This window comes from Halomicrococcus pelagicus (assembly GCF_051917725.1).
GTDB lineage: Archaea > Halobacteriota > Halobacteria > Halobacteriales > Haladaptataceae > Halomicrococcus.
The window spans coordinates 257,711-272,621 of record NZ_JBQBLX010000001.1 but is presented as its reverse complement, the minus strand read 5'-3'; the positions used below and the strand labels follow the sequence as shown (position 1 = coordinate 272,621).

Below are 14,911 nucleotides of genomic sequence, written 5' to 3'. Positions count from 1 at the left end.
CCAGAGTATAAAATAGTTAACTTCATAAAAGGTGCAGGAACATGCTGATTTATTACCTGTTTCATTCAATATCCGAACCGAGAGACAGCATCTGGCGATAACCTCAAGTGAACCCCGTCCAATCGTCCATCGAATGACCGACACCGAGGTCCTCGTCGTCGGGGGTGGTTCGACGGGTTGCGGTATCGCCCGTGACCTCGCGCTGCGAGGAGTCGACGTGACGCTCGTCGAGCAGGGGAATCTCACCCACGGCACGACCGGCCGGATGCACGGTCTGCTGCACAGCGGTGGTCGCTACGCCGTCGCCGACCCGGCGAGCGCACGGGAGTGCATCGAGGAGAATCAGGTGCTCCGGGACATCGCGGCCCACTGCGTCGAGATGACGGGCGGGCTGTTCGTCCAGATGCCCGAGGATTCGGACGAGTACTTCGAGCGAAAGCTCTCGGCCTGCCGGGACTGCGGCATTCCCGCCGAGGTCATCTCCGGCCGGGAGGCCCGCGAGCGCGAACCCTACCTGACCGAGGAGGTCGAACGCGCCATCGCGGTGCCGGACGGTGCCGTCGACCCCTTCCGGCTCTGCGTCGCCAACGCTGCCGACGCCGAGCGCCACGGCGGGCGCGTCGAGACGCACGCCGAGGTGACCGACGTGCTCGTCGACGACGAGACGGTGGTCGGCGTCGAGGTGCGCCACGCGAGCGGCCCGGGCAAGCGCGACCACGCCACCCCCGGCACCACCGAACGCATCACCGCCGAGTACGTCGTCAACGCGACCGGCGCGTGGGCCGGTCAGCTCGCCGACATGGCCGGCGTCGACGTCGCGGTCCGACCCTCGAAGGGCGCGATGGTCGTGATGAACTGCCGGCAGGTCGACACCGTGGTCAACCGCTGCAAACCGAAAGGCGACGCCGACATCGTCGTCCCCCACGAGACCACTGCCATCCTCGGCACGACCGACGAGGAGGTCGAGGACCCCGCGGAGTACCCGGAAGAGGAGTGGGAGGTCGACCTGCTGATAGACGAACTCGCGAAACTGGTGCCCGTCCTCCGCGATTCGCGGACCGTGCGCTCGTTCTGGGGCGTCCGCCCGCTGTACGAACCGCCGGGCCGGGGAACGACCGACTCGACCGACATCACCCGCGACTTCTTCCTGCTCGACCACGCCGACCGCGACGGCCTCGACAACTTCGCGAGCATCGTCGGCGGGAAGTTCACGACCTACCGGATGATGGCGGAGACGGTCACCGACCACGTCTGCGACGAACTGGGCGTCCGGGCGCGCTGCCGGACCGCCGACGAGCCGCTGCCGGGCAGCGAGGACTTCGACGTCCTCCGGGACTACATGGACGAGTTCGGCCTGCGCTCGCCGGTCGGCCGCCGGAGCGTCCAGCGCCTCGGCAGCAAGGCCGACGACGTGCTCGACACCGACGGCCCGAACCCCGTGCTCTGTGACTGCGAGGCGGTCACGCGCGCCGAACTCCGGGACGCCATCGACGACGCGGGCACCGACCTCAACGCGACGCGCATCCGCACCCGGGCGTCGATGGGCAACTGCCAGGGCGGGTTCTGCTCGCACCGGATGGCCGCCGAACTCCACCCGGAGCACGACGAACCCGCCGCCCGCGACGCGCTCGACGACCTCTTCGAGGAGCGCTGGAAGGGCGAACGCCACGCGCTCTGGGGCGAACAGCTCTCGCAGGCGGCCCTGAACTACGCGCTGCACGCGACGACGATGAACCGGGACCGCGACCCCGCGGACGGGGGCGACGTCGACTTCGCCGCCTTCGACGCCGGAGGGAAGGATGGCGATTGAGGACGACGTGGTCGTCGTCGGCGGCGGTCTCGCGGGGCTGACCGCCGCGCTCGCCGCCGCCCGGGACGGAGCGCAGGTCCGGGTCATCAGTCACAAGGAGAGCACGCTCCGGCAGGCCTCCGGGCTGGTCGACGTGCTCGGCTACCCGCCGGGCGGCGAGGGTCCCGTCGTCGACCCCTTCGACGCGATTCCCGACCTCCCGGACGAACACCCCTACCGCCGGGTCGGCGTCGAGGGAGTGCGCGAGGGACTCGCCCTGTTCGACGACGTCGCCGGCTACGCGGGCGACCACACCGACAGGAACGCCCTCGTGCCGACGTTCGGGGGGACGGTCAAGCCGACCGCCCGCTACCCCGACAGCGTCGGCGCGGGACTCGCGAGCGACCGCCGCGACGCGGTGCTCGTGGGGTTCGAGACGGTCGTCGACTTCGACGCCGCGCTCGCCGCCGACCACCTCGAAGCCGCCGGGGTTCCGTTCGCGGTCCGGGGCGCGACCACGCGGTTCCCCGGCGGGTTCCGCGCCGACGCCGCCGTCACCAGACTCGCCCGCGCGCTCGACGAGAACGAGCGCGTCGAACGGGCGGGCGGCCCCGCCGGCGTCTCGACGACCGTTCCCGCCCGGGAAGCGCTCGCCGAGCGAGTGAAACCCCATCTCGGCGACGCCGAGCGCGTCGGCTTCCCGGCGATGCTCGGCCTGGACCACCCCGACGAGGTGCGGGCCGACCTGCGGTCCCTGCTCGGCGCGGACGTCTTCGAGGTGCCCATGGCCCCGCCGAGCCTGCCGGGGATGCGCCTCCAGTCCCGTTTCGAGGCCGCACTGCGGGAGGCCAATGTGGCGCTGACCTCCGGGAACCCCGTCGTGGACCACGAACGCTCCGGAGAGTCTCGCGACCGCGTCGACGCGGTCGTCGTCGAGCGCAACGGGGCACGCATTCCCCACTACGCCGACCAGTTCGTGCTCGCGACCGGCGGCCTGGTGGGGAAAGGCATCGACTCCGACCGGAGCGGCGTGCGCGAACCGATTTTCGACTGCCGCGTCGCCGCGCCCGACGACCGCTACGACTGGTTCGACGAGGACGCCTTCGGCGACCACCCGTTCGCGCGGTTCGGCGTCGAGACGGACGACGACCTGCGGCCCGCGGACGCGGACGGCGACCCGACGTTCGACAACCTCCGGGCCGCCGGCGCGGTCCTCGGCGGGTACGACTTCGCCGCCGAGAAGTCCGGCAGCGGCGTCTCGCTGTCGACCGGCGTCGTCGCGGGGCGGCGAGCGAGCGAGGCGGCGAGATGAGCGTGGAGCGACGGACGACCGACGAACGCGCCGCCGACGAACCGACCGACGAAACGAAGACGAGCGAGAAACGATGACAGAGGACGAACTCACCGACGTGTTCACCGGCGAATCGATGGACCTCAGACCGGGGTCCGACGACTGTTACAAGTGTTCGACCTGCGACACGGAGTGCCCCGTCGCGGAGGTCGACGACGACTTCCCGGGGCCGAAGTTCCAGGGGCCCGAACAGTGGCGGCTCAAGCGGAAGGAGGACCACGACATCGACTCTTCGGTGATGTCGTGTTCGAACTGCATGCGCTGTGACGACGCCTGCCCCTCGGACGTTCCGCTCTCCCAGATGCACAACTCGGCCCGCGAGGAGTACGTCGACGAGCAGATGGACAAGTTCTCGCGGGAGTACGTCCGCAACCGCATCCTGGCGAACTACGGGCGACTCGCGCCGCTCGGCTCGAAGTTCCCGCGCCTGACGAACGCGATCATGAGTAATCCCGTGACGAAGTGGGTGAACGAGAAGCTGCTCGGTATCACCAGCGAGCGGGAGTTCCCCGCCTTCGCCGAGCAGACGTTCCGCGACTGGTTCGACGAGCGAGGCGGCAGCGAGGCCTCGAAACGCCGAGCGAGAGCGGCCCGGGAGGAGCGTGGCGAAGCGGTCGAGAACGACGAGAAGCGCGTCGCCTACTTCCACGGCGACTACTCGAACTACAACACGCCGGAGGTGGCGAAGGCGCTCGTCCGCGTGTTCGAGTCGTTCGGCTACGAGGTCGCCGTGCCGGAACAGCGCTGCTCGGGCACGCCGATGTTCGCCAACGGGATGGGAGACGACGCCCGCCGCGCCGCGAAGTTCAACGTCGAGACGCTGGCCGCGCTGGTCGAGCGCGGCTACGACGTCGTCTGTTCCTGTACCTCCTGTTCGATGGCGCTCCGACAGGAGTACCCCGAACTGTACTCGTTCGACGGCACGGCGAAGGTCGCGGCGAACACCTACGAGGCGCTCGAGTATCTCCGGGTGAACGAGGACCTCTCCGGCGAACTCGCCGAGTCGAACGTCCCGGACGAGGAGTTCGGCGACCTGGCGTACCACGCCCCCTGCCACGCCCGCAACCAGGGCATCGCCGGACAGGCAGTCGAACTCCTCGCGGACGTCGACGGTGCGAACCCCGAGGACGTCGGCGACTCCTGTTCGGGAATCAGCGGCACCTACGGCTGGAAGGCCGAGAAGTACGACGTCTCGATGGCCATCGGCGAGGAGATGTTCGACCACATGGAGAGCGTCGACGGCGAGACCGGCATGACCGAGTGCCCGACCTGCGCGATGCAGATGGAACACGGGACGGGCTACGAGATTCGCCATCCCATGGAAGTGCTGGACGCCGCGCTCGTCGCGGAGTGAGGACGCGGGAGAGCCGCGAGTCGTCACTTCTCGCTGATGGACTCGCTGGCGATGTTCCGGCCGCGGGTCTTCAGGCTGACCTCGCGCCGCTTCCGGACCTCTTCGAGGACGTCGAGTTCGATGAGACGCTCGAATATCTCCTCGACGCGGTCGACGTCCATTCCCAGGAAGTCCGGAATCTCGAACGAGGAGACGCCGGTGTACAGCGCCATCAGCACCTCCTTCTCCATCTCGTCGAGTTCGACGCCGGCCCTGCTCTGCTGTTCGCCCTTCCGGAACAGCGAACCGAGCAGCGAACACCGCTGGGCCTTCCCCGAGATGTACGTCTGGATGCTCGTGTCCCCCTCCGTGTGCTCGACTTCGAGGACGGTCCGGCTCTCGCCCTCGACCGTCCGCTTCGCGGTGTCGACCTGACCGACGTCGTCGAGTTCGATCTGGATGAAGGTGCCGCTGGCGACGGCGATGCCGACCTCGCCGACCTCTATCTTCACCCGGGCGCGCTCCCAGTCGGTGTCCTGCACGACGCCCCCCTCGACAGCGGGGTGTTTCGTGAGGATCATCGTCTGGTTCAGCATCGCGCCGTAGAGCTTCGCCTCGAACTCGTCGATGTCCATGTTCGAGGAGACCAGCAGGACGTCGTCGCCGACCTCGATGCTCAGGTAGTCCGACACGCTGGCGACCGTCTGGTTCACGTCGTACCGGCCGCTCATGCTCCCGATGTCCGAGAGCTGGATGGTTCGCTTGCCCTCGTTGCCCGCGAGGACGAGGCGCTTGTTCGACAGGAGGATGCGGCCACTGGTCCAGTCGGCGTCGGTCATCTTGTGACCGTCCTTCATCGCCTGAAGGAACTTCCCCCGCGTGTCCGCTATCTTGTGTTCACCTTCGCTCATACGTGAGAACCAACGAGGTCAGTCGTCCAGGACCTGCTGCTCACCGGCCGATCCGGCGGTCAGGTCGTCGACTCTTTCGGCGAGTTCGTTGATCGCCGTCGTCTGTTCCCTGCTCGCGTCGACGATGTCCTCCGTCGCCTCCTGGACCTCGCCGGTCGTGTCGCGAACGTCTTCGACGGTCGCCATCACCTGTTCGACGTTCTGGGCCTGCTCGTCGTTCGCCTCCGCGACCTCCGTCACGCCGGTCGCCGCCTCGTCGACCGCGTCTGCGATCTCCTCCAGTGCGATGAGCGCGTCTTCGATCTCGCTGCCCGCGTACTGGACCTGTTCGTTCGACTCCTCGACCGCGACGACGGTCTCGTTGGCCTGCGACTGTATCTCCTCGATGCGCTCGGCGATCTCCTCGGTGTGCTCGCGCGTCTCGTTGGCGAGTTCTTTCACCTCGTCGGCGACGACTTCGAACCCGCTGCCGGCCTCGCCCGCGCGGGCGGCCTCGATGTTCGCGTTCAGCGCGAGCAGGTTCGTCTGGTCGGCCACCTCGGCGATCACTTCGACGACCCCCTCTATCTCGGTCATCTGGGACTCGAGTTCCGTCACCGTCTCCACCAGGTCGTCGCTCATCTCGATGACCTCCTCGGTCGCCTCCCGTGCCCCCTCGCTGGAGTCGAGACCGCTGTCGGCGGCCGCTTTCGCCTGCTCCGCCGCGGACGCGACCTGGTCCGAACTCGCGGCGACCTCCTGCATGCTCGCGCTGAAGTTCTCCATCTCGGTCGCGACCATCGACAGCAGTTCCGTCTGCTCGTCCACCCGGTCCTCTATCTGGTGGGCGGACGTCGACGCCTCCTCGACCGAATCCGCCAGCTCCGAGGCCTGGTCGTCGACGCGCATCGCCAGCGTCTCGAAGCGCTCGGCCATGTCGTCGACCTGGTCGGCGACGCCGACGAGCTGTTCGTCGAGCACGCCGTGTTCGTCGGTGAAGTCCGCGCGCGCAGAGAGGTCGCCCTGCCGCATGGCCGTCAGGGTGCTCCCGACCTCCTCGACCAGCGCGGTCACGCTCTCGTGACGACGGACGTCCTCCGTCCGGTCGCGCACCGTCTCGACGACCGCTTTCAGCTCGCCGTCCTCGTAGATCGGTTTCGCGGCGAACGTTATCTTCCGTTCTTCGCCGCCGGGGGCGACCATCGTCCCCTCGTCCCGGTAGAGGGTGCGCTCGGCGTCCGCCCGCTCGACGTCGAAGACCTCGTCGGCGTTCTCCGGTGCTTCGACGACTTTCTCCGCGAGCGTCTTCGTCCGACGGCCGTCCGAGTAGAACGCCTCGGAGACGTCGTCGAACTCGCTCGCCTCCTCGGCGGTCACGCCGGTGAGGTTCTCGATGGCGCTGTTCCACGCTCGAACCTCGGCGTCCGAACAGATCATGAACACGGGGACCCCGAGCCCGTCGAGGAGGTCGTCGTCGTCGACGTCGAACTCCTCGTCGGCTCCGGCTGTCCGGCTGCTCTCGTGGGCCTCTAGTCCGGCCTGCATCCCGGAGACGCCCGCCCAGATACCGTCGACGAGCTCCGACTGAGCGCGCTGCAGTTCGCTCGACACCGCCTCGTTGTCGTCGCCGAGACGGTGGGCGAGGCGGTCGAATATCTTCTCGGTCATCTCCTCGAACGCCGCGCCGTACGTGGCGGCGTACACCGCACCCGACAGCTCGGCGTCCGCGTGTCTGCGTCCCAGCGTCGCGGCGTTCCCGATGGCCGCGTCCGGATTCGTGAACAGTTCGTCCAGGTGGTCGGCCTGCGCCCGCCGCAGTTCCTCGTCGGCGTCGGTGCCACCGTAGATGTCGTCGATCGAATCCGGCGACACGCCTGTCAATTTCGACACCGAAACGCCGTCGGTGTCGGTGCCGCCGTCGAACGTGATTCGTTTCTGAGACTCTCCCGACGTCTCGCTGCCGTCACCGATAGCCTGCAAAAGTCGAACGAGCGTGTCCGTGACCATCTCTGGCGAAGCAAGACACCATCCGGACATAAAACTTTAGTAAAATCTCAGACGAGATAACGCTCCTCCGATTCGAATGGTAAGGTACCTTACCCTCGTCCGCCGAGTTTCGACAGGGCGGCGAACGCTCGCTTGCGGACCTCCTCGTCGTCGGTCTGGTCAACCAGTTCGTCCAGTCGCTTGCGGGCGCGTTCGCCGCCGACCTTGCCGAGGCCGAACGCCGCCATCGCCTTCGCGTCGGTGCTTGCCTCCCTGTTCGAGAGCAGTTCGAGCAGCGCCGTCTCGACCGACTCGCCGCCGATAGTCGCCAGACTGGTCACCGCGAACTGGGCCGCCATCTCGTCGTCGTCGTCCAGCACGTCGACCAGCGCCTCGATGGCCGCCCAGCGGTTCTGGCTGCCGGTGACTCGCCCGAGCAGCCAGGTGGCGTTCCGCCGCTGGTGGGCCTGCGACCCCTCCTCCAGGATTTCGACCAGCGACGAGACCACGACGCGGTGGTCGGTCGCGCTCAACCGCTCGACCATCGTCTGGCGCAGTTCGTGACTCCGTTCCGCGGGCACGTTCGACAGCAGTTCGACGAGCGAGAACACCGCCGCTCGCCGGACCGTGTCGGAGTCGTCTCCGAGGAGGCCCACGAGCGCGTCCAGCGCCCTCGGACTTCCGAACTCGCCCAGCGAGCCGGCGGCGATGCGTCGCACCGCCTCGCTAGAGTCGTCGAGCATCGCCAGCAGCGCCGCCAGCGCCTCGTCGCCTTTCGTCCGACCGAGCGCCTCCGCGGTCTCCCGTCGCACCTCGGCCTGCTCGTCGTTCCGCAGTTCTGCGAGCGCCGAGACGGCGCGCCTGTCCTCCAGTCGCCCGAGGGCTCTCGCCACTCGGGCCCGGACGCGATGGTCGGGGTCGGAGAGTTGGTTCACGAGGTCGTCGGTCGCCGAGCGACTGCCGATGCGGCCGAGCACGTTCGCCGCGGCCATCCGCAGCTCCGGCTGCTTCGACGTGAGCGCGTTCGTCAGCTCCTCGGCTCGCGCCCACTCCGCCTGGCCGCCGTCGACCTCCTCGCCGACGATGGCGGCGATGAGCTGTTCGACCGCCTCGCGCTGGTCCAGCGCGTCGATGGCCGCTGCCCGCACCCTGGCGTCGTCGTCCTCGCGGGCGGCGACGGTCAGCGAGTCGACGACCTCCTCGTCCGGCGCGTCGACGTCGCCGAGTATCTCGGCGGCACGACGCCGGACGCCCTCGTTGTCGCTCGCTTCGAGCACCGAGGTGAGTTCGTCGACGTCGTTTTCCTTCTCCAGGGTGAACAGCGAGGTCACGGCTTGCGATTGGTGTCGTGCGCCAAAAATATAACTTTCGTGTGACGATGCGCTCCGCGCTCGAAGGGAGGAGTCCTCAGGTCGTTAGAACAGACGTTTCCAGCCCCAGGGCGGCCGTTTTCTTCACGCTGGAAGCAGTAGAATATCAGTCCGACAGTATTCCAAATATAACTGATAAGAACCCGGCGGTCGTGAGCAGGTAGTTCACCGAGAGGAGAACGGGGGTCCGTTCGAAACCCGTGAGGAACGCGCTCACCGTGGTCGCGGTGGCGGCTGCGACGATGAGCGTGAATCCGATGGAGAGATGCAAGAGCGCACGACGCGACGTCCGCTGGTAGGCGCGGACGGCGAAGCCGACCATCGAGAGCCCCGCGACGGTGAGGGTGAGGCTGAAACCGACGTAGAGTAGTTCTATGGTTTGCATCGTCACTCGTTTTTGAGGTCGCGCCAGACGTCGACCAGCGAGTTCTCCGCCTCGGGGCGGTCCTCGATGGTGACGTCTATGTCGTCGGTCTCGAACGTCACCTGGAGGCTGTCGATGTCGCGCCGGTACACCTTCGTTCGTCGCCCTTCGTCGGAGAACTCCCGACCCGAGAGTTCGAGCAGGTCGGCCTCCGTGAGTTCCTCGATGCGGCGGTAGCTGGTCGCGATCGGGATGTCGAGTTCGTCGCTGAGCTCCTGGGCGGACTTCGGCTCGTTGGTGGCGCTGAGGATTTCGGCGTTGTACTTGTTGCCGAGCACCCGGAGCAGTTCCACGGACCCCATCGGTTATCGGGTTTGATAACCGCCCCATAAAAAGATACCGCCACTAACTCGACGGAACCAACATCGAAAGAGTTCAAAAAGAGGACAGAGATGTGGTCGGGTGAGCGAGTTGCAGCCGGTGAACTACCGGACGGCGGAACAGTAAAGTAGGCACCGTGGGGAAGAGGTGGTATGTCAAAAAGCGTTGCAGACGTCCAGGTGCTCGTCTTCCGTCTGGAGGACAAACGGTACTGCGTCGACATCGCGCACGTCGACGAGATCGTCGATCGTGAGAAACTGACCCAGTTACCGAACTCGAAACCGCACGTCGAGGGCGTGATGGACCTCCGGGGGACGACCACGACCATCGTCAACCCGAAGACCGTGCTCGAACTCGACGACTCCGAGACGGGCGACCGCGTCGTCGTCTTCGACACGGAGGGGGAGGGCAGCACTGGGTGGCTCATCGACGAGGTGAGCCAGGTCGTGAGCGTCGACGAGGAGGAACTGGACGAGTCCGTCGAGAGCGAGTCGGTCGACGGCGTCGTCCGTCGGGGCGACGACTTCGTCGTCTGGCTCAAGCCGTCCGCTATCCACGCCTGAGGCCGTCTTCTTTCCGTTCGACCGCGAGGACTGGCCGGGCGTTCGGCCGACGCCGTCGCCGGGGTACGGCGGAGCTATGGCTCATAGGCCGGCCCTGCGGACAGTTCAGCAAGCGTATAACAAAGGTGGTTACCGGGGTTTCATAGATACCGTTCGGCCCTCGACAGTGGCCTGTTGAGGTGCTCTGGACACAGCGGAGGCGAGTTACCTATGAGATTCCCGAACGCTAGGCGAACGTTATTCAGTCGGGTCGCACTGGACCAGTACGAATCAGGACCGGTCGAGTATCCATGAGCGGTCCAGCACGACTACACCGCCGTCGCGAACGGCGGTCCGAGAGCGCCGTCGTCGAGCGTGCCATCGAAGGGAGTCTCAGGGGGGTGAGTGTGTATGTTTGAACGTATCTTTCCACATTCGAACGCAGTGATAGTCATCAGAACGACAGCAACGGCCCGAAGCACCGTCGACCGGACGTCTGGACGCTCGAACCGCGAGCCGTCCGAGCGCTCGAACGACTCCGCTTCGCAGGGGGTGGTCGCCTGATGTGTGGCATCATCGCCTGCGTCGGCGACTCCGACGACGCGGTCGACGAACTGCTGGTCGGTCTCGAGAACCTGGAGTACAGGGGGTACGATTCGGCCGGACTGGCGGTGAAGAACGGCGGTGACCCCGCGGTCTTCAAGCGCGAAGGGGAGATCTCCCGGCTGAAGGACGTGCTGGCCGACGAGACGCCCTCCGGTGGCCTCGGCATCGGTCACACGCGCTGGAGCACCCACGGCCCGCCGACCGACGCGAACGCCCACCCGCACACCGGTTGCGGCGACCGCGTCGCCGTCGTCCACAACGGCATCATCGAGAACCACGGGGCGCTCCGCGAGGAGCTCCGGGCGCGGGGCCACGTCTTCGACAGCGACACCGACACGGAGGTCATCCCGCACCTGGTCGAGGAACATCTGGCCGAGGGCGTCTCGCCCGAGACGGCGTTCCGGCGGACGGTCCGCCGGCTGTCGGGGAGCTACGCGGTCGCCATGCTGGTCGAGGAGAGCGACGCGGTGTACGCCACCCGGAGCGGGTCGCCGCTCGTCGTCGGCGTCGACGACGGTGAGTACTTCCTCGCGTCCGACGTGCCGGCGTTTCTCGATTTCACCGACGACGTCATCTACCTCGACGACGGCGACGTGGTCATCGCGCGACCGGACGGCCACGTCATCACCGACCTGGACGGGAACGCGGTCGAGCGCACGGTCCAGACGGTCGACTGGGACCCCGAGGACGCCGGCAAAGGGGGGTACGACCACTACATGCTCAAGGAGATACACGAACAGCCGACGGCCCTCCGGCAGACGCTCCGCGGGCGCATCGACGCACAGACCGGGGAAGTCGCGCTGGAGGATTTCCCGCCGGGCACGTTCGAGGACGTCTCCCGGGTCCAGTTCGTCGCCTGCGGCACCTCCTACCACGCCGGTATCGTCGGCGCTCGACTCCTCGGGGCTCGCGACGTCCCTGCACGGGCCTTCCTCGCCAGCGAGTACGCCACGTCGCCGCCGCCGGTCGACGGGGAGACGCTGGTCGTCGGCGTCACCCAGAGCGGCGAGACGGCCGACACGCTGGCGGCCCTCCGCCGAGCCAGGGCCGCCGGGGCGCGCACCGTCGCGGTGACGAACGTCGTCGGGTCGACCGCGGCTCGCGAGTGCGACGACGCGCTCTTTATCCGCGCCGGACCGGAAATCGGCGTGGCCGCGACGAAGACGTTCTCCTCCCAAGTCGTGTCACTCACTCTCCTCGGCGAGCGCCTGGTGCGGGACGTGACGGGGAGCCGAAGCGACGACGTCGAGGAACTGTTCGCCGCGCTCTCGGACCTGCCGGGCCAGGTCCAGCAGGTGCTCGACTACACGAAGGCGCGCCGCGTCGCGAAGCGGTACCGCGACAGCGACGCCTACTTCTTCATCGGCCGAGACACCGGGTTCCCCGTCGCGCTGGAGGGCGCGCTCAAGTTCAAGGAGATATCCTACGAGCACGCCGAGGGGTTCGCGGCCGGCGAACTGAAACACGGCCCGCTGGCGCTGGTGACGCCGGAGACGCCCGTGTTCGCCGTCTTCAACGGTCGAGACCACGAGAAGACGCTGGGCAACGTGAAGGAAGTCGAGGCCCGGGGCGCGCCCGTCGTCGCGGTGGCGACGGACGACGACGAAGCGGCGTTCGACCACGCCGAGTCCGTGCTGACCGTCCCGGAGACCCATCCCGACGTGGCCGGCGTGCTCGCCAACGTCCAGCTCCAGCTCCTGTCGTACCACGCGGCGGACCTGCTCGGAAGATCCATCGACAAACCCCGCAACCTCGCCAAGAGCGTCACCGTGGAGTGAACGGTGACCCGTAACCGGGGAGTGACCGGGGACAACTTTGGCTTACGTGGCCGAACCGGCGTGAACGGTCTGTGCGGTTTAATCGCAGACCGGTCGCACTCACTCGAGTAATGACTGCTGTCGTTCTCTCCGTAGATGCGGAACTCGCGTGGGGATTCCACGACTCGTCGGAGGTCCCCGAACGCCGTGCGGTCGCTTCCGAGACGTGGGAACGACTGCTGGACCTGCTGGACGAGTTCGACGTACCCGCGACGTGGGCCATCGTCGGCCACCTGTTCCTCCGGGAGTGCGACGGCGAGCACGGAGACCACGCGACGCCGACCGACGACTGGTTCGACGACGACCCCGGTGGGTCGGCGGCCTCCGCGCCGCCCTGGTTCGGCGACGGTCTGGTCGAGGCCGTCGCCGACGCGGACGCCGGCCACGAGATCGGCGGCCACACGTTCTCCCACGTGGAGTTCGGCGACGAGCGGACGACCCGCGACGTCGCGATCGCCGAGACGCGGGCCAGCGTCGAAGCCGCCGACGACGCCGGTTTCTCGCTCCAGTCGTTCGTCTTTCCGGGGAACGACGTCGGGCACCGCGACGTGCTCGCGGCGTACGGGTTCACCTGCTATCGCGGCACCCGGCCGACGCTCTGGTACGACGACGCGATGCTCCGGTCCGTCGCCAAGACGGTCGACCTGACGGTGAGCGGGACGACGCCGCCACTCGTCGAGCCGACGGTCGACGACCACGGACTCGTCAACGTCCCGGCGTCGATGTACCTCTTCGGCTTCGAGGGGTGGCCGCGGACGGTCCTCGAACGTACCTGGGCCGACCCGATGCTCAGGGCCGCCAAGCGCGGCATCGACCGCGCCGCCGACGAGGAGGGCGTCTTCCACCTCTGGTTGCATCCGAGCGACCTCGTCGCCGAGCGGGACTTCCGGCGACTGCGCGCCGTCCTCGAACACGTCGACGCCGTGCGCGAGGCGACCGACCTCGCCGTTCGGACGATGGGCGAGGTGGCGGCCGACCTGCGACCCGAGGACCCGGTCACGGAACGGACGCCGATCGGCCCGCGCTGAGACGGGTCGACCGTCGTTTCGCCGGTCGTCGCCGCGCGAACCGGACGACGACACCGCCGGGTCGGTGGCGGCGACCGCGCCGGTCGACAGACACCTCCTAGATTTCGTACCGAACGGGGAAGTACCTTTAACGATGGTCCGTGTTGACACTATGATGGCATCTCGAGAGATAGAGCTCCGGAGCACGGTCGCAGGGTTCACGGCGGAAGGGAAACTCCACACGCTGAGCGTGTGGTTCATCCTCGCGCTGAGACTCATGATAGGGCTGGCGTTCTTCCAGAGCGGTCTCGACAAGGTTCTCTCGGGCGAGTTCTCCGCGAGTGGCTATCTCCAGAACGCACCACCGGCGAACGGCAGCCCCGTCGCCGACCTCTTCGTTGCGATGGGGAACACCCCGTGGTTCGTGGACTTCGTCGACGTCGCTGTGCCGTGGGGAGAGGTTCTCATCGGCCTCGGTCTGCTCTTCGGCGCAGTCACGCGCCTCGCAGCGTTCTTCGGCGCGTTCATGATGCTGCTGTTCTATCTCGGGAACTGGGACGTCGCCCACGGCTACATCAACGGTGACTTCGCGTACATGCTCGTGTTCCTCTCGGTCGCTGCCTTCGGTGCTGGCCGGATTCTCGGCCTCGACCGGTACATCGAACAGTACGAAGTCGGTGGGAAGCCGCTCGTCGAGCGGTATCCGTGGACTCGGTATCTCCTGGGATGACGTTCCTCCCGTACTCCTCGAACCGGACCCGGTAATCTCGACCTGGCGATTCAGACCGGGATAGTCGCGGGGATAATCGTCGCAGCTCCGAGCCAGTCGTTCGTTTTCGGTCGCTGTCGCTTCGGGTTCGTCGCAGCCAGCGGAAGGGGCGGGATTCGAACCACGCGAAGCCTGTCAGGCTCCCACCGTCAAACGGTGGTGCTCTACCACTGAGCCACCCTTCCATGAACCGTCAGCACGGACGCCGGGTTTCCGACGTCCACGCGCGACCGTTCGGTAGCGAGCGTGGAAACGGTTTCGGACGGCGACAGCGAGACCCCGACGGTGTCGCCAGTCCTGGTTCGCAGAACCGAGACGGGAAGCGAGCACGTTCGCGCCGACTCGCCGGGGAGGCCCCGACGACGCGGAGAGCGCTCGAACTAGCGGGACTGCGAGAGAGACTGTGTCTCGGACAGGGGCATCGTTATCCAGGCGTCGTCTCGGGTCACGTCGGCGATGACGGCGAACCGTCCACCGCACTCGTCGGTGTCCACCGCGAACATGACGTCGTCTTCGGAATCCTGTACCTCTCCGTCGTCGGTCGTGCGTGTCCAATTCAGGGGAGATCACCGTCGTTTCGCGTTACCCCACGCCGGGGTTGCAACGGGGATACACGGGTACCTCTCTTTGTTATGTGCTCCGTTTCGCTCGGTAAGCACCACTTGCGTCGGCGGAACTGCGCGAACGGCGTTCCCGGAGTCCGGCC

The 14,911-nt window shown here is 67.2% G+C and carries 13 protein-coding genes and 1 tRNA gene; 7 read left to right on the top strand and 7 right to left on the bottom strand.

The annotated features are described in order from the left end of the window. The first annotated feature begins 133 nt into the window (after positions 1-133). From glpA to ACTF4R_RS01440, 3 genes are all read left to right on the top strand, one after another. The gene (gene glpA / locus ACTF4R_RS01450) at positions 134-1,810 is read left to right on the top strand and encodes an anaerobic glycerol-3-phosphate dehydrogenase subunit GlpA (RefSeq protein WP_440005677.1); all 1,677 of its coding nucleotides are present in this window, start codon (positions 134-136) and stop codon (positions 1,808-1,810) included. Beyond that, positions 1,800-3,101: a glycerol-3-phosphate dehydrogenase subunit GlpB gene (gene glpB, locus ACTF4R_RS01445; protein ID WP_440005675.1), complete on the top strand. Its 1,302-nt coding sequence runs from the start codon at positions 1,800-1,802 to the stop codon at positions 3,099-3,101. The genes glpA and glpB overlap by 11 nt, the downstream gene beginning before the upstream one ends. 73 nt (positions 3,102-3,174) lie before the next feature. Then, positions 3,175-4,494: an anaerobic glycerol-3-phosphate dehydrogenase subunit C gene (locus tag ACTF4R_RS01440; protein WP_440005673.1), complete on the top strand. Its 1,320-nt coding sequence runs from the start codon at positions 3,175-3,177 to the stop codon at positions 4,492-4,494. A 23-nt stretch (positions 4,495-4,517) separates the two neighbouring features. On the opposite strand, the gene ACTF4R_RS01435 is transcribed toward ACTF4R_RS01440, so the two are convergent. The 5 genes from ACTF4R_RS01435 to ACTF4R_RS01415 form a co-directional block, all read right to left on the bottom strand. Further along, positions 4,518-5,384: a CheF family chemotaxis protein gene (locus ACTF4R_RS01435; RefSeq protein ID WP_440005672.1), complete on the bottom strand. Its 867-nt coding sequence runs from the start codon at positions 5,382-5,384 to the stop codon at positions 4,518-4,520. A gap of 18 nt (positions 5,385-5,402) precedes the next feature. Next, positions 5,403-7,370: a methyl-accepting chemotaxis protein gene (locus tag ACTF4R_RS01430; protein ID WP_440005670.1), complete on the bottom strand. Its 1,968-nt coding sequence runs from the start codon at positions 7,368-7,370 to the stop codon at positions 5,403-5,405. 89 nt (positions 7,371-7,459) lie between these two features. Next, complete coding sequence (locus ACTF4R_RS01425; RefSeq protein ID WP_440005668.1) at positions 7,460-8,680, bottom strand: HEAT repeat domain-containing protein; 1,221 nt, start codon at positions 8,678-8,680, stop codon at positions 7,460-7,462. A 145-nt stretch (positions 8,681-8,825) separates the two neighbouring features. Further along, entirely contained in the window at positions 8,826-9,104 is a 279-nt protein-coding gene (locus ACTF4R_RS01420; RefSeq protein WP_440005667.1) for a DUF7521 family protein, read from the bottom strand. Positions 9,105-9,106: 2 nt separating this feature from the next. After that, the gene (locus tag ACTF4R_RS01415; RefSeq protein ID WP_433623778.1) at positions 9,107-9,445 is read right to left on the bottom strand and encodes a helix-turn-helix domain-containing protein; all 339 of its coding nucleotides are present in this window, start codon (positions 9,443-9,445) and stop codon (positions 9,107-9,109) included. Between the two features lie 171 nt (positions 9,446-9,616). Here ACTF4R_RS01415 and ACTF4R_RS01410 point away from each other — a divergent pair, with 171 nt between their 5' ends. The 4 genes from ACTF4R_RS01410 to ACTF4R_RS01395 all read left to right on the top strand — a co-directional run bounded on the left by ACTF4R_RS01410 (position 9,617) and on the right by ACTF4R_RS01395 (position 14,166). Then, the gene (locus ACTF4R_RS01410) at positions 9,617-10,027 is read left to right on the top strand and encodes a chemotaxis protein CheW (RefSeq protein WP_440005665.1); all 411 of its coding nucleotides are present in this window, start codon (positions 9,617-9,619) and stop codon (positions 10,025-10,027) included. Positions 10,028-10,569: 542 nt separating this feature from the next. Further along, positions 10,570-12,390, top strand: coding sequence for a glutamine--fructose-6-phosphate transaminase (isomerizing) (gene glmS, locus ACTF4R_RS01405; protein ID WP_440005664.1), 1,821 nt, complete (start codon positions 10,570-10,572; stop codon positions 12,388-12,390). A 110-nt stretch (positions 12,391-12,500) separates the two neighbouring features. Then, the gene (locus tag ACTF4R_RS01400; protein ID WP_440005663.1) at positions 12,501-13,457 is read left to right on the top strand and encodes a polysaccharide deacetylase family protein; all 957 of its coding nucleotides are present in this window, start codon (positions 12,501-12,503) and stop codon (positions 13,455-13,457) included. 154 nt (positions 13,458-13,611) lie between these two features. Continuing rightward, entirely contained in the window at positions 13,612-14,166 is a 555-nt protein-coding gene (locus ACTF4R_RS01395) for a DoxX family protein (protein WP_440006662.1), read from the top strand. 140 nt (positions 14,167-14,306) lie between these two features. On the opposite strand, the gene ACTF4R_RS01390 is transcribed toward ACTF4R_RS01395, so the two are convergent. Both ACTF4R_RS01390 and ACTF4R_RS01385 read right to left on the bottom strand, forming a co-directional pair. Next, positions 14,307-14,390 (bottom strand) — tRNA-Gln (locus tag ACTF4R_RS01390). Positions 14,391-14,585: 195 nt separating this feature from the next. Then, a complete protein-coding gene (locus tag ACTF4R_RS01385) occupies positions 14,586-14,765 on the bottom strand; it encodes a DUF7556 family protein (protein WP_440006660.1) in 180 nt (59 codons plus the stop codon). Positions 14,766-14,911 lie beyond the last annotated feature (146 nt).